The sequence below is a fragment of the Winslowiella sp. 2C04 genome (assembly GCF_050037805.1).
Lineage (GTDB): Bacteria > Pseudomonadota > Gammaproteobacteria > Enterobacterales > Enterobacteriaceae > Erwinia > Erwinia toletana_A.
The window spans coordinates 4,480,083-4,497,960 of the sequence record NZ_CP188300.1; the positions used below are offsets into that span (position 1 = coordinate 4,480,083).

14 protein-coding genes are annotated in these 17,878 nt (G+C 53.7%); 6 read left to right on the forward strand and 8 right to left on the reverse strand.

The annotated features are described in order from the left end of the window. Nucleotides 1-25: 25 nt before the first annotated feature. From ACP3TC_RS20410 to iolD, 3 genes are all read right to left on the reverse strand, one after another. A complete protein-coding gene (locus ACP3TC_RS20410) occupies nucleotides 26-910 on the reverse strand; it encodes a sugar phosphate isomerase/epimerase family protein (protein ID WP_426817135.1) in 885 nt (294 codons plus the stop codon). A gap of 67 nt (nucleotides 911-977) precedes the next feature. Continuing rightward, on the reverse strand, nucleotides 978-1,991 hold the full coding sequence (locus ACP3TC_RS20415) for a Gfo/Idh/MocA family protein (RefSeq protein ID WP_313855052.1): 1,014 nt from the start codon (nucleotides 1,989-1,991) through the stop codon (nucleotides 978-980). A gap of 82 nt (nucleotides 1,992-2,073) precedes the next feature. Further along, a complete protein-coding gene (gene iolD / locus ACP3TC_RS20420; RefSeq protein WP_313855050.1) occupies nucleotides 2,074-4,014 on the reverse strand; it encodes a 3D-(3,5/4)-trihydroxycyclohexane-1,2-dione acylhydrolase (decyclizing) in 1,941 nt (646 codons plus the stop codon). A gap of 535 nt (nucleotides 4,015-4,549) precedes the next feature. Here iolD and ACP3TC_RS20425 point away from each other — a divergent pair. Continuing rightward, entirely contained in the window at nucleotides 4,550-6,469 is a 1,920-nt protein-coding gene (locus tag ACP3TC_RS20425; protein ID WP_313855049.1) for a bifunctional 5-dehydro-2-deoxygluconokinase/5-dehydro-2-deoxyphosphogluconate aldolase, read from the forward strand. A 190-nt stretch (nucleotides 6,470-6,659) separates the two neighbouring features. Then, nucleotides 6,660-7,496 carry a MurR/RpiR family transcriptional regulator gene (locus ACP3TC_RS20430; protein ID WP_313855048.1) on the forward strand — a complete coding sequence of 279 codons (837 nt, stop codon included), beginning with the start codon at nucleotides 6,660-6,662 and terminating at the stop codon, nucleotides 7,494-7,496. A 79-nt stretch (nucleotides 7,497-7,575) separates the two neighbouring features. Here the strand turns inward: ACP3TC_RS20430 and iolB are convergent, their stop codons facing one another. Both iolB and ACP3TC_RS20440 read right to left on the reverse strand, forming a co-directional pair. After that, nucleotides 7,576-8,394, reverse strand: coding sequence for a 5-deoxy-glucuronate isomerase (gene iolB, locus ACP3TC_RS20435; RefSeq protein WP_426817136.1), 819 nt, complete (start codon nucleotides 8,392-8,394; stop codon nucleotides 7,576-7,578). 22 nt (nucleotides 8,395-8,416) lie between these two features. Continuing rightward, nucleotides 8,417-9,922, reverse strand: a complete 1,506-nt coding sequence (locus ACP3TC_RS20440) for a CoA-acylating methylmalonate-semialdehyde dehydrogenase (protein WP_313855046.1) — start codon at nucleotides 9,920-9,922, stop codon at nucleotides 8,417-8,419. 447 nt (nucleotides 9,923-10,369) lie between these two features. Between ACP3TC_RS20440 and ACP3TC_RS20445 the strand changes: the two genes are divergently transcribed. Further along, nucleotides 10,370-11,182: a TIM barrel protein gene (locus ACP3TC_RS20445; protein ID WP_313855044.1), complete on the forward strand. Its 813-nt coding sequence runs from the start codon at nucleotides 10,370-10,372 to the stop codon at nucleotides 11,180-11,182. A 27-nt stretch (nucleotides 11,183-11,209) separates the two neighbouring features. Here the strand turns inward: ACP3TC_RS20445 and ACP3TC_RS20450 are convergent, their stop codons facing one another. Beyond that, nucleotides 11,210-12,412, reverse strand: a complete 1,203-nt coding sequence (locus tag ACP3TC_RS20450; RefSeq protein WP_313855043.1) for an MFS transporter — start codon at nucleotides 12,410-12,412, stop codon at nucleotides 11,210-11,212. 196 nt (nucleotides 12,413-12,608) lie between these two features. Between ACP3TC_RS20450 and ACP3TC_RS20455 the strand changes: the two genes are divergently transcribed. After that, complete coding sequence (locus tag ACP3TC_RS20455; RefSeq protein WP_313855041.1) at nucleotides 12,609-13,655, forward strand: AI-2E family transporter; 1,047 nt, start codon at nucleotides 12,609-12,611, stop codon at nucleotides 13,653-13,655. Here the strand turns inward: ACP3TC_RS20455 and ACP3TC_RS20460 are convergent. Then, nucleotides 13,652-14,341, reverse strand: a complete 690-nt coding sequence (locus ACP3TC_RS20460) for a FadR/GntR family transcriptional regulator (protein WP_426817137.1) — start codon at nucleotides 14,339-14,341, stop codon at nucleotides 13,652-13,654. The genes ACP3TC_RS20455 and ACP3TC_RS20460 overlap by 4 nt on opposite strands. A gap of 189 nt (nucleotides 14,342-14,530) precedes the next feature. Here ACP3TC_RS20460 and uxuA point away from each other — a divergent pair, with 189 nt between their 5' ends. Beyond that, nucleotides 14,531-15,715 carry a mannonate dehydratase gene (uxuA, locus tag ACP3TC_RS20465; RefSeq protein ID WP_313855038.1) on the forward strand — a complete coding sequence of 395 codons (1,185 nt, stop codon included), beginning with the start codon at nucleotides 14,531-14,533 and terminating at the stop codon, nucleotides 15,713-15,715. A gap of 77 nt (nucleotides 15,716-15,792) precedes the next feature. Here the strand turns inward: uxuA and ACP3TC_RS20470 are convergent, their stop codons facing one another. Then, nucleotides 15,793-16,122: a DHCW motif cupin fold protein gene (locus ACP3TC_RS20470; RefSeq protein ID WP_313855037.1), complete on the reverse strand. Its 330-nt coding sequence runs from the start codon at nucleotides 16,120-16,122 to the stop codon at nucleotides 15,793-15,795. A gap of 167 nt (nucleotides 16,123-16,289) precedes the next feature. On the opposite strand from ACP3TC_RS20470, the gene ACP3TC_RS20475 reads away from it, so the two are divergent. Then, the gene (locus ACP3TC_RS20475; protein ID WP_426817138.1) at nucleotides 16,290-17,867 is read left to right on the forward strand and encodes an EAL domain-containing protein; all 1,578 of its coding nucleotides are present in this window, start codon (nucleotides 16,290-16,292) and stop codon (nucleotides 17,865-17,867) included. Nucleotides 17,868-17,878: the final 11 nt, after the last annotated feature.

Sequence of the window (17,878 nt, forward strand, 5' to 3'; positions counted from 1 at the left end):
GATCTCGCCGCCCCTACGGATACGTTTATTTGCTCAGTAATTCGCGCTCAATCAGCTCGCGGGTTTCCACTGCCTGATACTTCATTTTTTCCGGATAACCAAACAGCGAAGCGGCAATAATCGGTTCGCCGCCCACTTTGTAGCTGCGGGTGGCAAAATCGGTTTCGCGCAGCGTCTTAAACAGCGTGTCGAAATCAACTTCACCCTCACCGACGCCAACATGCTGGTGAATAGTGGCATCCACGCCCGGCGGGTTAACGATGTAGCGACAATGCTTGGTGTGGTTCATGGTATCAGCAATTAACACATGCGACAGATCGTCACCGGCGTACTCCAGCATGCTTTTCACATCGCCCTTCCCTTTGTCATAGAAGAATGTGTGCGGCACGCTGTAAAGGTACTTGACGTTCTCACTGCGGAACGACTTCACCAGATCGACGGTTTCATTGTTCTCTTCACAGAAGTCCCACGGGTGCGACTGAATTTCGATACGAATACCTTCTCGCTCAATAATCGGCAGCAGATCTTCCATCGAGCGATAGAACATCTCTTCGCAGATTTCCGGCTCGTTCGGGGTGCCAGAAAGCTCGGTATTAATCACCTGTACGCCCATTTCTACCGCGATCTCAATCATGCGTTTCCAGTTACGCACCGCCGCCTGGCGCCGCGCTTCGTCCGGGCCTGACCAGCGATAAACCACGATAAACGAGGAAAGCTCGACGCCCGTTGCCCTTAGCGCGTTTTTATATTCAGTGATAATTTCGCGGCTGGCTTTCGGATGTTTATAGAACGGGTTGATTTGCGGATGCGGCGACTGCTCAATATATTTGTAGCGCCAGTCGGCAACCTGGTGAACCATTTTGGTGATGCCTAAATCTTTTATGACATCAACATCAAAAGCAATTTTCATCAGTCTCTCCAACGTACAACAATATAAAGGGGAGATCCCCCCGCACGCAGCGGGGAGCTGTTGCAGTTTATTTGTCGTAGAATGCCGGACGCGCAGGCAGTTCAACCGGCTCAATGGCACCGCTGTTTTGGGCTTTGATACAGGCATCCGCTGCGACTGACGCGGCGTAGCCATCCCAGGCCGATGGACCTTTTAGCTGTCCCGCCGTCGCGTCATTGATAAACGCTTGCAGTTCAACGTCATAAGCATCAATAAAGCGGTCTTTCCAGTCGGTCAGAATGGTTTCAGACAGTTTGGCATCTTTGCGCATCAGCACTGACGAAGGTTCGGGAAGTTTGGCAATTCCGCTTTCACCCACCACTTCGCACTGGATGTCGTAGCCGTAAGCACAGTTAACAAAGATTTCGACGTCGATACGAATACCTTTGTTGGTTTCAAACAGCACAATTTGCGGATCTTTCAGTTTGGCATGTGACTTCGAGGTGGTACGTGGGAACACGACCTGTACCGACTTGTAGTCATCTTCAGTCAGCCAGCGCAGCACATCCAGCTCATGAATCAGGGTGTTGGTAATTGCCATATCGGTGGTATAGCTTTCCGGTACCGTCGGATTACGGTGCGCGCAGTGCAGCATCAGCGGCTCGCCAATCTCTCCGGCGCTGATAACCTTTTTCAGCGCCACATAGCCGGCGTCATACGGACGCATAAAGCCAACCTGAACCAGACGCTTACCGAATTTAATCTCAGCATCAACAATACGGCGGCAGCCCTCAGCAGACATCGCCAGCGGTTTTTCACAAAATACCGGTTTACCTGCGGCAATCGCGGCCAGCGTGAACTCTTCATGCGTCGGATCCCATGAGGTGACCAGCAGCGCATCAACGTCAGCAGACTTCACCACCTCATGACCGTCGGCATACACTTCTGCATTAAGGCCGAGCTTAGCCAGCGCCGCGCGCGCGCCCTCAACATTAATATCTGAAACCGCCACCACTTCTGCCCCTTGCAGGACTTTGCTGCAGCGACGAATATGTTCCTGACCGATGGCACCTGTGCCGATAACACCTAAACGTAGCGTCATGATAACTCCGGAATTTTGTAGGGTTGGGGCTGATTTTTTTATGATCGATGCGGGTTATCCCGCATCAGATAAAGCTGTTAAATCAATACTTACGCGCCTGATCAACATGTTCGTTGAGCATTTTAGCGACGGCATCAACGCGATCGGAGGTCGAAACCTGCGCGCCGCCAACGTGCCACCAGCTGAAGTATTTGTGCACCATGGTTTTTGGCAGCACTTTGATATCGATAAGCGTTGAAACGGTTTGCTGACGGGCATCTTCCAGCGCCTGCTTCAGCTCCGCCAGTGTGGTAACGCGGTAAGTTTTACAGCCGTATCCAGCCGCAATCGCCGCGAAGTCCACCGGCACAAACCCGCCGTTCAGTTTGCCACCTTCGGCATTACGGAAGCGGAACTCGGTGGTAAAGCTGTCCATGCCGTGTTCCATCTGTAGATTGTTAATGCAGCCGTTGGTCATATTGTCGAACAGCACCACGTTGATCTTGGCGCCTTCCTGAATGGAGGTCACCAGTTCGGAGTGCAGCATCATAAACGAGCCGTCGCCGACCAGCGTGTAGACCTCCCGATGCGGCTCTGCCAGCTTGACGCCCAGCGAGGCATTGACTTCATACCCCATACAGGAGTAGCCATATTCGACGTGGTAACTGTTGTAATCTTTGGTGCGCCACACGCGTTGCAGATCGCCAGGTAAACTCCCCGCTGCGGCGACGATCACCGCATTCTTTGGGAGCTGCTCGTTAAGCGTGCCGAGGACGCTGCTCTGCGTCAGGAAGGAGTTGGTCAGACGATTAAACTCCGCGAACAGCGCTTCACGGTCGATGCCATCGGCAATTTCCGGAATAAAATCAGCCCCGCTGTACTCAACCTGATAAACACGCTGGGTCTCTTTCAGCAACTTGCTCTGCGCCTGGCTGACCTGTTCGCCCCAGCCGCTGGTAAAGCCCTGCGCGGCCAGGCGACCGTCCAGTGCCGTCAGCGCTTCACGCGCATCGGCCACCAGCTGAACGCCGTCGAGCTTATAACTGTCGAAATTGCTGACGTTAATATTCAGGAAGCTGACTTCCGGGTTCTGGAAGATCCATTTAGATGCGGTGGTAAAATCGGTATAACGGGTGCCAACGCCAATCACCAAATCGGCCTCTTTCGCCAGCAGGTTGGCCGCCAGACAACCGGTTTCACCCACGCCACCGACATTCAGTGGATGATCGGAAACGATGGTGCCTTTACCGGCCTGCGTTTCGGCAAACGGGATATTATGGCGCTCGGCAAACTGACGCAGCGCTTCACCGGCTTCGGAATATTTCACCCCACCGCCGCAAATAATCAGCGGCTTGCGTTTGCCGGCCAACAGTTTCAGCGCATCCTGCAGCTGGGCCAGCGTCGGCAGGCGGCGATCGAGACGGTGTACGCGTTTCTGGAAGAAATAGTCCGGGAAATCCCAGGCTTCGCCCTGCACATCCTGCGGCAGCGAAAGAGTGACGGCTCCGGTTTCAGCCGGATCGGTCAGCACGCGCATGGCATTAATACAGGCCGTCATCAGCTGTTCAGGGCGGTTAATACGATCCCAGTATTTGCTGACCGCACGGAAGGCATCATTGGTGCTGATGCTCAGATCGTAACTCTGCTCAATCTGTTGCAGCACCGGATCGGGCTGGCGCGTGGCAAACACATCGCCCGGCAGCAGTAACAGTGGAATACGGTTAGCGCTGGCAGTGCCCGCGGCGGTAATCATATTTGCCGCACCCGGCCCGACAGATGAGGTACAGGCGATGATTTGACGGCGCAGTTTCTGTTTGGCGAAGCCAATTGCCGCATGAGCCATCCCCTGCTCATTGCGCCCCTGATGCACCACCAGATCGCCGCTGTCCTGCTCCAGCGCCTGACCCAGACCGAGCACATTTCCGTGGCCGAAAATGGCGAAAATCCCTTTCACGAATTTAGTTTCCACACCGTCTACCGACAAATACTGGTTATCCAGAAATCTGACCAGCGCCTGTGCGGTAGTTAATCTGATTGTGCCCATGTGCTCATCCTTTGGGTATCGGGTGCTGTCAGAGGCGACAGCAAATAAGTGAAACGTGAGGCGATTATAAACAAATATTTTTTCCACTAAATACAATTACAGAAAAAACATTTCATTTTGCGAGAGAGATCAAATTCTGTGATGAAACGACATTTGACCGGCTGTCAGCGTCCATTAATTGGAACATCTCTCTACTACAACGCGATAAAAAGGAAATTTCATTTCACTTCAACAGCTTTCTTTATATAGCAAGGCGGTGTTGCGGTACGGCTCGCCGCTTTCAGGCGGGCGGGATATGCTCTGAAAAACCGCGCCTGGATCACAGCCTCAGCCAGAGTTTTATCTACCTCACAATTTTGGGGTGATAATTTCATTTCATATTGAACTTGGAATTTTTATTCCTCATACTGCAAAACATGTTAAATCCGGTTCGAGCGGCTTTCGATTTTATCCACCAGACGTCTTCCCGCGTGCTGGTGGCGTGATTGGCGCAAAGCCCGACGGAGTCTGCTTATCACAGAAGGAAACTACAGGTATGAGTACACAACAGAAGCGGCTTGATGTGATTTGTATCGGGCGCATCGCCGTTGATCTTTATGGTCAGCAGATTGGTGCGCGACTGGAAGATATGAGCACCTTTTCCAAATATCTCGGCGGCTCGTCCGGTAATGTCGCATACGGTACCGCGATTCAGGGGCTGAAATCGGCGATGCTGGCGCGCGTGGGTGATGAGCACAATGGCCGTTTCCTGCGTGAAGAGCTGCAACGCGTTGGTGTGGATACCGAATCGCTGATCACTGACCCGTCGCGTCTGACCGGGCTGGTGATCCTCGGAATTAAAGATGAAGAGTCCTTTCCGCTGATTTTCTACCGTGATAACTGCGCTGATATGGGGCTGAAACCAGAAGATATTCGTGAGGAGTACATTGCCTCTTCACGGGCGCTGGCGATAACCGGCACCCATCTGTCACACCCGGATACCCGTGCCGCAGTGCTGAAAGCGCTGGAATTTGCCAAAGCTCACGGTCTGCGCACCGCGCTGGATATTGACTACCGTCCGGTGCTCTGGGGCCTGACCTCGCTGGGCGATGGCGAAACCCGCTTTATTGAATCACAGCACGTGACGCAGCAACTGCAGGAAGTGCTGCACTACTTCGATCTGGTGGTGGGTACCGAGGAAGAGTTTCATATTGCCGGTGGCAGCACCGACACTCTGACCGCGCTCAAAAATGTGCGTCAGGCGACCAACGCCACGCTGGTGTGTAAACGTGGCCCGATGGGCTGCGTGGTGTTTGAAGAGGCGATTCCGGACAGCTGGGAACAGATCCGTCTGCATAGCGGTGTGCGGGTAGAAGTGCTGAACGTGCTTGGCGCGGGCGATGCATTTATGTCTGGTCTGCTGCGCGGCTGGCTGAATGATGAAGGCTGGGAACAGGCGTGCCGCTATGCCAACGCCTGTGGTGCGCTGGTCGTTTCCCGCCACGGCTGTGCGCCAGCGATGCCAACCAAAGAAGAGCTGGATGATTTTCTCGGTCGCGATAACGAAGTGAAACGCCCGGACCTTGATGCCCACCTGAACCATCTGCATCGCGTCACCACACGCAAACAGCAGTGGCAGGAACTGAATGTTTTTGCCTTTGATCACCGTAAGCAACTGGCCGAAATGGCGCGTGAAGCCGGTGTGGATGAATCACGAATTCCACAACTGAAAAGTTTGTTACTGAAAGCAGCGGAATCTGCAGCGGCAGAAGCCGGTCTCGATCATCGCAGCGGTATTCTGGCGGATACCACTTATGGCCAGACGGCATTGAATGCAATTACCGGTAAAGGCTGGTGGATTGGCCGTCCGATTGAGCTACCCAGCTCGCGCCCGCTGCGTCTTGAGCATGGCAATATTGGCTCGCAGCTGATCGACTGGCCGCAGGAGCACGTGGTGAAATGCCTGGTGTTCTATCACCCACACGACAGCGCGGAGATGCGCCAGCAGCAGGATGAACTGATCCTCGACGTCTGGCGCGGCTGCAATAAATCTGGTCATGAACTGCTGCTGGAAGTGATTCTGCCGGAGGATAATCCTGATCATAACCCCTCCTACTATCACGATATGCTCAGCCACTTCTACAGCCTCGGCATCCAGCCAGACTGGTGGAAACTGCCACCGCTGCCGCTGGAAAACTGGCAGGCCATTGGCCAGTTGATCGAACAGCAGGATCCACACTGCCGCGGCATCCTGCTGCTGGGGCTGGACGCACCGGAAGAGAAGCTGAAAGCCGGTTTTGCTGACGCGGCGCAGGCATCATGGGTAAAAGGCTTTGCCGTTGGCCGCACCATTTTCGCTCAGCCTTCACGTCAGTGGCTTCAGGGCGAACTGGACGATCAGTCGCTGATTAATCAGGTGAAGAGCAACTATTTGCGGCTTATCGGCTACTGGCGCGAAGCGCGCCCGGCGCAATAAATCTGCATTAACAGCTAAGGCGACCGGCGGGTCGCCTTTTTAATCTCCGCCGAACGTAAGTCGACAGAATGTGAAGTGATTCATATTGCCATGAAATAAACTCGGCAATATTAGTCATAAAGTGAAATTTTCCATTCATCTGGTAGTATATCGTTCAGCAAAACGCCAATAATTTTAGCGAGCCGAAGTGATGACCAATAACCCTACTCAACTCTCCCTGCTGCAGGACGACATTCGTCGTCGTTATGACACTCTCAGCAAACGCCTGAAACAGGTCGCTCGCTATATTCTTGATAACAGTAACAGCATTGCTTTTGATACCGTTGCCTCGATTGCGCAGCAGGCTGACGTGCCGCCATCCACCCTGATTCGTTTCTCCAATGCTTTTGGCTTTAGTGGTTTCAACGAAATGAAACAAGTTTTCCGTCAGCATCTGATGGAAGAGACGGTCAACTATACCGAGCGCGCCCGGCTGTTTCGTCAGACCGCTACCGATGAGAATGCCGCCGCGCCGGAAAACCCGGCTGAGATCCTCAACGTTTTCACTATGGTTAACTCGCAGGCTCTGCAACAGCTGGCGATGCAGACCAATCCTGAGCAGCTGGAAAAAGCGGTGCAGATGCTGAGTGAAGCGGAAAATATTTATGTTATCGGCCTGCGTCGCTCGTTCAGCGTCGCCTCTTATCTGACCTATGCGCTGCGCCACCTTGAGCGTCGTGCTTTTCTGATCGACGGCCTCGGCGGCATGTTTACCGAGCAGCTGAGTATGGTGAACCCGAAGGACGTAGTGATTGCCATCAGCTATTCACCTTACGCGCGTGAAGCGGTGGAGTTGGTGGAGTTGGGAGCCAAGCGCGGCGCGCATCTGATTGCCATCACCGACAGCCAGGTCAGCCCGCTGGCCGCCTTCAGTGATATCTGTTTTGTGGTGCGTGAAGCGCAGGTAGATGGCTTCCGTTCGCAGGTGGCGTCGCTATGTCTGGCGCAAACGCTGGCGGTCTCGCTGGCACTGAATAACGCCGGTTAGTCGCCCAACAACCGACTGTTATAACTGCAATATATAGCAAGGGAGCCGTTTTCGGCTCCCTTACCAGCATCACTGCCCGTCATTTACTGCGTGGATATTCGTCACTGTTTACCCAGGCGTGATCTTTCTCCCAGGTAAATTTCCACAGACGTACCGGACCGGCCATCACGTTCAGATAATAGTTATCATACCCGGCGATAGTTGCCACCGGATGATAACCGCGTGGCACCGTCACCACGTCGCGGTTATACGCCGCCATGCACTCATCGAGCGAGCGGTCATCGGTATAAACACGCTGCATCGCAAAACCCTGCTCCGGATTGAACCGATGATAATAGGTCTCTTCCAGATAGGTTTCGTGTTCTGAATTTTCCTGATCGTGCTTATGGCTTGGATAAGAGCTGGTATCGCCCTCATTGGTATACACTTCAACCACCAGCAGGCTGTCGGCAGGTTTATTGTCCGGCAGAATATTGTGAACCAGCCGCTTATTGCGCCCTTTACCACGCTGTTCAACGCCGACATCCGCTGGCGTAATCAGCCGCGCTGGCAGATTGCCATTGCCGGGTGCATTACATACCGCCAGCTCAAGATCGGAATCGGCCACCACTTCCACTTTATCGCCATGCGGTACATACACCGAATAGGGTGGTGTACGCTCAAACGGTGACATGCGCTTGCCGATTCCCGGGAACTCAGCATGCCGGGTTTTGACCGACGCCAGCCCGGCGACCAGCACCAGACACAGCTCTTTATTGCCGCTTTCCAGCGTCAGGGTCTGCCCTTGCTTAAGCTGGTAGGCGTCAAACCCCACATAGCGCCAGCCTGCGCTTTCCGGCGTGACGTGCTGGATGCGACCACTGGCATCCGGTTGTTGATATTTGGCTAACAAAGACATTGGCTTCTCCTGTGCCCGGTGATTATTCCAGGGTTGGCATACTGAATTCAGACACCGTCTGCTGACCGCTTGGCCAGCGCACGGTAGCGGTTTTCATCCGGGTATAAAAACGCACGCCATCCGGGCCATGCACATTCAGCGCACCAAACACCGAGCGTTTCCAGCCGCCAAAGCTGTGGAATGCCATCGGAACCGGCACCGGCACGTTAACGCCAACCATGCCCGCCTGAACTTCCCGCACAAAGTCACGGCCAGTGTGACCATTGCTGGTGAAAATTGCGCTGCCGTTACCAAACTCGTGACTGTTAACCAGTTGCAGTGCGCTTTGATAATCTGGCGCACGCATAATGCTCAGCACCGGTCCAAAAATCTCTTCACGCCAGATCACCATATCAGAGGTGACGTTATCGAAAAGCGTGCCGCCAACGTAGTAACCTTCGTCATAACCCGGGACGCTGATATTGCGGCCATCGACCACCAGCTTCGCCCCTTCCTGCTCGCCTTTATCAATATAGCCGAGCACCTTTTTCTGATGGGCAGCGGAAACCACCGGCCCCATTTCGTTTTCGTCATTGCCTTTCTGGATGCCAGGGCCGACGCGCAACGCTTTTACCAGCGGCGTCAGGGCTGCAATCAGCTTGTCGGCAGTATCATCACCGACAGCGACCACCACCGGCAGCGCCATGCAGCGCTCGCCAGCAGATCCGAAGGCACCGCCCATAATGGCATTAACCGTTGCATCGAGATCGGCATCCGGCATCACGATGGCATGGTTTTTCGCCGCGCCAAACGCCTGCACGCGCTTGCCGTGCGCACTGGCAGTTTTATAAATATGTTCCGCCACGCCAGACGAGCCGACAAAGCTTACCGCCTGCACCCGCGGGTCGGTATACAGCTGCTCTGCATCTTCATTCGAGCAGTGAATCACGTTAAACACGCCGTCCGGCAGGCCAGCTTCGGTCAGCAACTCGGCCATGCGCACCGAAGCAGAAGGGTCGAGCGCCGGCGGCTTCAGTACAAAGGTGTTACCGCAGGCCAGCGCGATCGGGAACATCCATAATGGCACCATCGCCGGGAAGTTAAACGGGGTAATACCCGCTACCACGCCCAGCGGCTGCATCAGCGAGTAGCTGTCGACGCCGGTACCGACGTCAGCGGAGTTTTCCCCTTTAATCAGATGCGGAATACCGCAGGCGAACTCAACGACTTCGAGGCCACGCGTCAGTTCACCCAGCGCATCTGACCATACTTTGCCGTGTTCGCTGACAATCAGCTCGGCCAGCTCATCCCGATGCTGTTCCATCAGCGCTTTAAAGTTAAACAGAATTCGCGCACGGCGCAGCGGTGAGGTGCGGGACCATTCATCAAAGGCGTTATGTGCCACTTCAATCGCATTGGCGACTTCCTGCGCGCTACTTTGCGTCAGCTCGCGTACCGCTTTACCGGTAGCCGGATCGTAGACCGGAATCGTTTCGTTGCTGGCACTCAGCGAAGTTTTACCGCCAATAAAGTTACCCGTGATATTCATGTTCTTGCCTCTTTGATGTGATAGATCCCTGCAGGCAGTCTTTAACGTCACACGCTACCTGACCGGGCAAAACCCGAATGCGTGCTAAGAAAGTATTATATTGAAATAAATTTTTCAAATATTTCCCTTTGGAAAATTCATTTTTAGCGGGGTGGATCGCATTTTTGCTGCAAGCGACATTCAACGATCTCAGCCGCCGCGCCAGCAGGTCAACAAACCGCATCAGCACTGGCCTGCAAGCCAAGCTGTTCACCACAACAATCGCGCTAAATTATTGCCGATTTTGGTCTGTTATCCGGCCTCACAACCTGCGGAGACAGTGCTGATTAGCGATTTTATGCGAAGCCGATCTAAAAATTTAAATTTCACAATTAACTTATAGTGAAATAAATGTTCTCTTATGCAGCAGATGCTTTATCCCCTTTTTCTGTCCGCAGGAGTGACAACATGGCCATCGATCCAACCCGTTTTTGTATCAACCGCAAAATTGCGCCCACGCTGTCCATCAACAGCTTTTTTAAACTGGTGCACAGGCTGGGCCTGAATAAAGTTGAATTACGCAACGATATGCCTGGCGGCAAGGTAACGGACAATCTCAGCCATGCTGAAGTGAAGGCGCTGGCAAAACAATACGGGTTGGAAATTGTCACCATTAACGCGGTCTATCCGTTTAATCAGGCAGATGATGCGCTGCTGGCCAAAGCCGAGGGATTACTGAAAGATGCGCAGGGCGTGGGCGCGAAAGCGCTGGTATTGTGCCCGCTTAATGAGGGTACCGCGATCCCGGCGGAAGACACCGTAGCGGCAATGAAAAAGCTGGCTCCGCTGTTTGAGAAGTATGCTATTCAGGGTCTGGTGGAACCTCTGGGTTTCCCGGTCAGCTCTCTGCGCTCGGCGGTACAGGCGCAGGCACTGATCCGTGATGCACAGGTGCCGTTCAGTATCGTACTCGATACCTTCCACCATCATCTGTATGAACATGCAGAGCAGGAATTCAGCGCAATCGATATCAACCGCATCGGGCTGGTACATCTTTCTGGCGTTGAGGACGCCCGTGCCACTGAAGAGCTGACTGATGAACAGCGTATTATGCTGAGTGAAGGCGATCTGCTGAAAAGTGTAGAGCAGGTTCAGCGGCTGGAAAGGCTCGGTTATCAAGGAATTTACGCCTTTGAGCCCTTCTCAAGTGAACTGGAAAGCTGGAGCGAAGCGGATATCGAACGTGAAATCCGCCAGAGTATTGCACTGATGCAGGGCTGACCGCTAATCAATCCCCAGGGGGGCGTTTCAGCTCCCCTGCGGCTCAGCTTTCAGCCGCATCCGCAATGTCACCACCAGCGCCACACACACCAGTAGCCCACTTAACAGATAAATCATCGGAACCCCGGCATAGGTCATGATAAATCCGGCAACCGGGCCGGTTATTCCCAGTGATAAATCCATAAACGCGGTATAGGTTGCCAGCGCACTACCCTGATTTTGTGGCGGCACCACTTTTACCGCCACGACGCCAATTGCCGGGAACACCAGCGAGAAGCCGGCACCGGTAAGCAGTGCGCCAAGAAGCGCCATCCACGGCAGCGATGAGGCCGAGACCAGAAACAAGCCAATGGCTTCAACCGTAAAGCAACAGATGGCGACCTGTAATCCACCGTAGCGGTTGATGCTATTGGGAAACAGTAGCCGGGTACCGACAAAAGCCACACTGAACATCGTCAGTGCGAATGCCGCCCCCTCCCAACCTTTATCCTGATAAAACAGAGTGATAAAGGTGGCGATTACACCGAAACCGGCGGACGCCATCGCCAGAATCAGGCCGTAACCGTAAATCTTGCCAAGTACCGCGCGAAACGGCATCGGCTTACCTTTGCTGCCTTTAACAGCCGGACGCGGCAGTGCCAGCACCACGGCAATTACGATAATTGCCATGATGATGGCCGACAACAGCAGCAAGCCGCCAAGCCGGTAAATCAGCACCCCCAGCGGTGCGCCAATCGCCATCGCGCCGTAGGTGAAAATACCGTTCCATGAAATCACCCGTCCAATGTGCAGCGAACCGACCATGCCGACACCCCACAGCGTCGAGCCAGTACCGGCAAAACTTTGTCCAACGCCAAGAATCAGTCGTCCGGCGCACAATAACCCCAGGCTCAGCAACGGTATTGCCGCGCTGAGCGCTGCCAACGCATAACAGACGCCACTGATAAAACAGCCGCACAGACCGACAATCACCACTTTCTTCGGCCCCCAAAGATCGGCATAACGTCCGGCATGCGGGCGGCTCAGTAACGTCGAAAGGTATTGCAGGCTAATCACCAGGCCGGCCCAGAAAGCGCTATAGCCCATAACGTCGTGGACATAGCCGGGCAGCACCGCCAGCGGCAGGCCGATGGTCAGATAGCTGGCAAAGTTGAAAATGACGGTGGAGATAATGCGCAGATTTAAGCGTAATCCGCTCTGGACAACTTCCGTAGCAGGTGGCTCTGACATGAAATTTATGGCTCGCGATCTGATATTGGCGTAGTGCGGAAAAATAACTATACGCTTTTTTCAGCAATCCTCGAGTGACAATTGTTTGCTTACTGTTCACGCCTTACTGTCTTGGCGATTTCCATTACTCCTAAAATCATAAAGTTAACCGTGCAGCGACTACACTTGCAGTGCTGATCTCTTCTCAGGAGCCTTAATGAACGCACCGCTGCAGGAAAAAATAGGCCAGAACATGCTGCTGAAAATGGCGATGCTGGTAATCATCCTCGCCGGTATACGCGCGGCAGCCGAAATCATCGTGCCGTTTCTGCTGGCCAGTTTTCTTGCCATCGTACTGAATCCTTTGGTAACCATCCTGATGAAGCGCGGTATTCGCCGCAGTATCGCCATCTCGCTGGTGATCGTCGCCATTTTAGTAGTGATTACGCTATTAGTGGCGATGCTGGCCAGCTCGGTTAATGAGTTCAGTAATCTCTACCCAGAAATTCGCGCCACGCTGGAACAAAAACTCGGTGTGGTACAGCACCTTGCCGCCACGGTGCATATCAATATTTCAGCAGAATCGCTGGCTGCACGGCTCGATCCTAACTCGTTGATGAATGTCGCCACTATGGTACTGACGCAGTTCTCCGGCGCGATGACCAATTTTGTACTACTGATTCTGACGGTGGTATTTATGCTGTTTGAGGTGCGCCATCTGCCCTACAAACTGCGCAATGCGCTGGTAAATCCGCAGATTCGTATTGCAGGGATGCATAAAGCGTTAAAAGGCGTCACTCACTATCTGGCACTGAAAACGCTGATTAGCCTGATAACCGGCGTCGCCGTCTGGCTGACGCTGCTGCTGTTAGGGGTAAAATTTGCGCTGCTGTGGGGCGTGGTGGCGTTTGTACTCAACTTTATTCCCAATATCGGGCCGATTATTGCCGGTATCCCGCCGCTGATTCAGGCGCTGGTATTGAACAGCGTCTACGATGCGGCGCTGGTCGGAGCGCTGTTTACCGCTATTCATATGGTATTTGGTAATATTCTCGAACCGCGAGTGATGGGGCGCGGTCTTGGCATGTCGACGCTGGTGGTTTTTCTGTCGTTGATTTTCTGGGGCTGGCTGCTCGGCCCGGTGGGTATGCTGCTGTCGGTGCCGCTGACCAGCGTCTGTAAGATTCTGATGGAGACGACACCGGGCGGCAGCAAGCTGGCTATTCTGCTCAGCGACGGGCGACCGATGAAAAAACCAGGCTAGCCAGCACTAAACAGCCGATCGTAAACGTGCTGCAAATGCTGCTCCATACAGCTACGCGCACGTGGCGCATCGCGCCCAATAATTGCCTGGGCAATTTGCTGATGGTCGCGATTCATCTCTGCCGCAAAATCGCCTTCCGCATAATGGGTTTCCAGCCGCATAAAGCGTGAGCTGTTACGTTTGTCCCACAGATATTCCATCATATCGCGCAGCACATCGTTGCCGCTCATCTCACTGATCAGCAGATGAAATCGTTTATCGTCACGCAAAAACGCCTCATCGTTAAGCTGGTGCTGAATCAAATCCTGCGTCAGCTCCCGCAGTTCAGCACGCTGATGATCGCTGCCATTGCGGGCTGCCAGCTCGGCGGTCATCGCCTCAAAAGACTGACGCGCTTTAATTAAATCCTGCAGGCTGAATTCATCTTCCGCGCGTGCAGGAACCGCCGTCGGTAGCGGACTGGCAATAAACACCCCGTTACCGGTGCGAATCTCAACCCAGCCGGTAATTTCCAGCGCAATCAGGGCTTCACGAATCGATGAGCGGCTGACGCCCAGCTGTTTAGCCAGCTCACGTTCGGCCGGCAGCATCGCACCGGGAGAAAATTGCCCCTGACGAATACAGTTAATCAATAGATTAGAAATCTGCCGATACAGTCGCTCGACTTTAAGTGTAGGTAATTCCATACCGCTCTCTGTATAGCGCTTTGATGCCATGCAGCTTATCACAGCGTTTATCTTGCTGAATATCTGCCGGGCTGGGATCGCCATCACGGCATAACCGACAAGATTAACGTTATTCTTGGTCCAGCGGCCTGACCACTGGGCCACAATCCTCAGACGGGCGATGAGCTCGTCCCTGCGTGGAGAGAAGCAATGGAACACACATGGCGCTGGTATGGCCCGAAAGATCCGGTTTCGCTGGATGATGCCCGTCAGGCGGGAGCCACTGGCATCGTTACCGCTCTGCATCATATTGCCAACGGTGACGTATGGCCGGTGGAGGAAATTAAAGCACGGCAGGCGTTGCTGGCGGAAAAAGGGCTGGTCTGGTCGGTGGTGGAAAGCATTCCGGTGCATGAATCGATTAAAACCCAACGCGGCGACTTTAAAAAATATATCGCTAACTATCAGCAGTCGCTGCGCAATCTCGGTGCCTGTGGCATCGATACCGTTTGCTACAACTTTATGCCGGTGCTCGACTGGACGCGCACCGACCTCGAATATCCGCTGGCAGATGGCTCAAGAGCGCTGCGCTTTGATTTTATTGCCTTTGCTGCCTTTGAACTGCATATCCTGCAACGGCCTGGCGCGCAGCAGGATTACTCCGCCGAGGAGCAGCAGCAGGCAGCTGATTACTTCGCGGCGATGAGCGCCGAGCAGATCGAAAAGCTGACGCGCAATATTATCGCCGGCCTGCCGGGCGCTGAAGAAGGTTATACGCTGGAGCAGTTCCAGGCGCAGCTGTCGCAGTATGATGGCATCGACAAAGGCCGGTTACGTGAACATATGGCCGAATTTCTGCGCGCCATCGTACCGGTGGCCGAGGCGTCCGGCATTGTGCTGGCAGTGCATCCGGACGATCCGCCGCGCCCGATTCTCGGCCTGCCGCGCATCGTTTCGAATATTGAAGATATGCAGTGGTTAAAACAGACCGTCGATAGTATTCACAACGGTTTTACCTTCTGCACCGGCTCATATGGCGTACTGGCGGAAAATGACCTGGTGAACATGGTGGAAACCTTTGCTGACCGCATTCACTTCGCGCATTTGCGTGCCACTCTGCGCGAAGAGAATCCCAAAAGCTTCCACGAAGCGGCACACCTCGGTGGCGATGTTGATATGGTCGCGGTGATAAAAGCCATCCTGGCAGAAGAGCACCAGCGCGGTAAACAGGGCAAGACGCGCGCCATTCCTATGCGGCCAGATCATGGTCATCAGATGCTTGACGATCTGCATAAAAAAACCAATCCGGGCTATTCCGCCATCGGTCGGCTGAAAGGGCTGGCAGAGCTACGCGGCGTCGAGCTGGCACTGAAGCAGAGTTTTTTCCAACATTAATCTTTCCCACTGACCTTTCCCTTAAATAGGGGGAAGGTCAGTGTGGGGCAGCAGGTTGTATACTGTGTTGCCACCCATCAATCAACGATAAACAGCGTTGCGCCACTGTCGCTCCAGGAGCGGTGGGCTTCAGCATTATCCGCGACCTGATAACTCATACCCGCCTGCAAAGAAAATACCCGCCCGTCTGCCAGCTCGGTGTGAAGTTCACCCGAAAGGCACAGCAGGATATGCCCCTTGGAACACCAGTGGTCGGCGAGATAGCCAGGGCTGTATTCCACCATTCTGACGCGAACATCGCCGAATTGCTGTGTTCTCCAGGTTGCAACGCCCTTTTCACCCTGATGTTCCGTTGCCGCCACCGCCGACCATGCCGTGGTACCAAATGCAATATTGCTGAGTTTCATTGCCTTTTCCCGCTAACCGATGCAAGTCAGGTAAGATTGCTTATCTGTTAATCGACATTATCGATTTCCGGCAGTTTAGCAATATACTCCAGTGAATACCTTTGTTTAAACACCGTGCCTTGCACTACATCCGATCAGTGAATAAGGGGAAAATAGTGGTGCCATCCATGCAAAAGAAACGCGAACGCGGCTGGCTTGTGCTGTTCGCGGCGGGTCTGTTGCCACTGATTTTGGGCGTGTTTTTTACCTTTATTGTTGCACAGCGCATCGAACAGCGTCAGCTGGAGAACACTGCTGACATGGTGTTAAACCATGCGGAAAATATCAGCGATCATGCCTGGGATATGATAGGGCAGCTTGAACAATACGATCCTCGCGCCTGTGGCACGATTGGCAAAGACATTCAGCGTATTGGCTCGATTACCGCCTATTTTCGCGCTGTCGGATTGATCCACAATAATCAGGTGTTGTGCTCTTCAGCCTACGGTCAGTATCCGGGCACCTTACAGGGTATGACCCACAGGTCGTTACCGTCCCCACACCCCGATACCTGGGTTCAGTCGCTCGCCGGCACTGCGGGCGCGCCACAGCGCCCGGCAGTACTTTTTTTACGTCAGCAACCCAGCGGATACGGCGCTTACGCGCTGATCGACGGCCAGTATTTACTCGATTTTATGCATGCGCTGAGCTTATCTCGCAGCTATCAGATTACCATGCAGTTTAATCATGGCTATCGCATTGAAAGCGGCCACATTGACACCGACAGCAACCTGTTCTTCAACAGCAATAAGTATCGCGTTAACTCGGATCGCTACCCAATCACCATCAGCGTGACGTCCCCGCCCTCAGAAGCGATTAAAGCCTGGCGTCAGGTATTCCTGACGTTTCTGCCGATGGCAGCGATTCTGTCACTGTTATTTGTGGCGCTGGCCAGTAACTGGCTGAAGCGCAGGCTGTCGTACCGTGATGAAATACGGCGCGGCATCGCTAACGAAGAGTTTACAGTCAATTATCAGCCGGTTTATAACACCACTACTGCCTCTTATGCGGGTGCAGAGGCGCTAATGCGCTGGCAATGGCCTGACGGTGAGTGGGTACGTCCGGATGTGTTTATCGCCGCCGCCGAAGCCGAAGGCATGATTATCCCGTTGACCCAGCATCTGTTGCAATTGATTGCGAAAGACGTCAGTCAATGGGAAGTGCAACCCGGCTTCCATCTGGGTATTAACGTCGCTGCCGAGCATTTACAGCACCCGTGTTTCGTCAACGATATTCGTCAGTTTGCAGCCAAAGTGGCGGATAAACCGCTGGTTATCATCCTTGAACTGACCGAACGTAGCCTGATCAGTGAAGGTAAGCAGGTGGCTGAAAAGCTGGCGCTGTTGCGACGAGAAGGGATTGAAATTGCCATCGATGATTTTGGCACCGGCAACTGCTCGCTCTCTTATCTGCAAACCTTCGAACTCGATTACCTGAAAATCGATCGCGGTTTTATTAACGCTATCGAATCAGTTGACGGCGAAACGCCGGTGCTGGACGCCATCATTAACCTCAGCCATAAGCTGGAATTGCAGGTGTTGGGTGAAGGGGTTGAAACGCCGATGCAGCTGGAGTATCTGAAGAATCATGGCGTGGTATTTATTCAGGGCTATCTGTATGCCAGGCCGATGAGCAGCGAGGCGTTGATCCACTGGCTGGCGAATGAAGGCACATTGCCGTTAACCACCGTTTTTCACGCCAATTAGTGCGTTCGGCA

What these genes read in the sequence shown, in the direction of transcription:
- ACP3TC_RS20410 (WP_426817135.1), bottom strand. Translation starts at nt 910, where the DNA reads ATGAAAATTGCTTTTGATGTTGATGTCATAAAAGATTTAGGCATCACC.
- ACP3TC_RS20415 (WP_313855052.1), bottom strand. Translation starts at nt 1,991, where the DNA reads ATGACGCTACGTTTAGGTGTTATCGGCACAGGTGCCATCGGTCAGGAA.
- iolD (WP_313855050.1), bottom strand. Translation starts at nt 4,014, where the DNA reads ATGGGCACAATCAGATTAACTACCGCACAGGCGCTGGTCAGATTTCTG.
- ACP3TC_RS20425 (WP_313855049.1), top strand. Translation starts at nt 4,550, where the DNA reads ATGAGTACACAACAGAAGCGGCTTGATGTGATTTGTATCGGGCGCATC.
- ACP3TC_RS20430 (WP_313855048.1), top strand. Translation starts at nt 6,660, where the DNA reads ATGACCAATAACCCTACTCAACTCTCCCTGCTGCAGGACGACATTCGT.
- iolB (WP_426817136.1), bottom strand. Translation starts at nt 8,394, where the DNA reads ATGTCTTTGTTAGCCAAATATCAACAACCGGATGCCAGTGGTCGCATC.
- ACP3TC_RS20440 (WP_313855046.1), bottom strand. Translation starts at nt 9,922, where the DNA reads ATGAATATCACGGGTAACTTTATTGGCGGTAAAACTTCGCTGAGTGCC.
- ACP3TC_RS20445 (WP_313855044.1), top strand. Translation starts at nt 10,370, where the DNA reads ATGGCCATCGATCCAACCCGTTTTTGTATCAACCGCAAAATTGCGCCC.
- ACP3TC_RS20450 (WP_313855043.1), bottom strand. Translation starts at nt 12,412, where the DNA reads ATGTCAGAGCCACCTGCTACGGAAGTTGTCCAGAGCGGATTACGCTTA.
- ACP3TC_RS20455 (WP_313855041.1), top strand. Translation starts at nt 12,609, where the DNA reads ATGAACGCACCGCTGCAGGAAAAAATAGGCCAGAACATGCTGCTGAAA.
- ACP3TC_RS20460 (WP_426817137.1), bottom strand. Translation starts at nt 14,341, where the DNA reads ATGGAATTACCTACACTTAAAGTCGAGCGACTGTATCGGCAGATTTCT.
- uxuA (WP_313855038.1), top strand. Translation starts at nt 14,531, where the DNA reads ATGGAACACACATGGCGCTGGTATGGCCCGAAAGATCCGGTTTCGCTG.
- ACP3TC_RS20470 (WP_313855037.1), bottom strand. Translation starts at nt 16,122, where the DNA reads ATGAAACTCAGCAATATTGCATTTGGTACCACGGCATGGTCGGCGGTG.
- ACP3TC_RS20475 (WP_426817138.1), top strand. Translation starts at nt 16,290, where the DNA reads ATGCAAAAGAAACGCGAACGCGGCTGGCTTGTGCTGTTCGCGGCGGGT.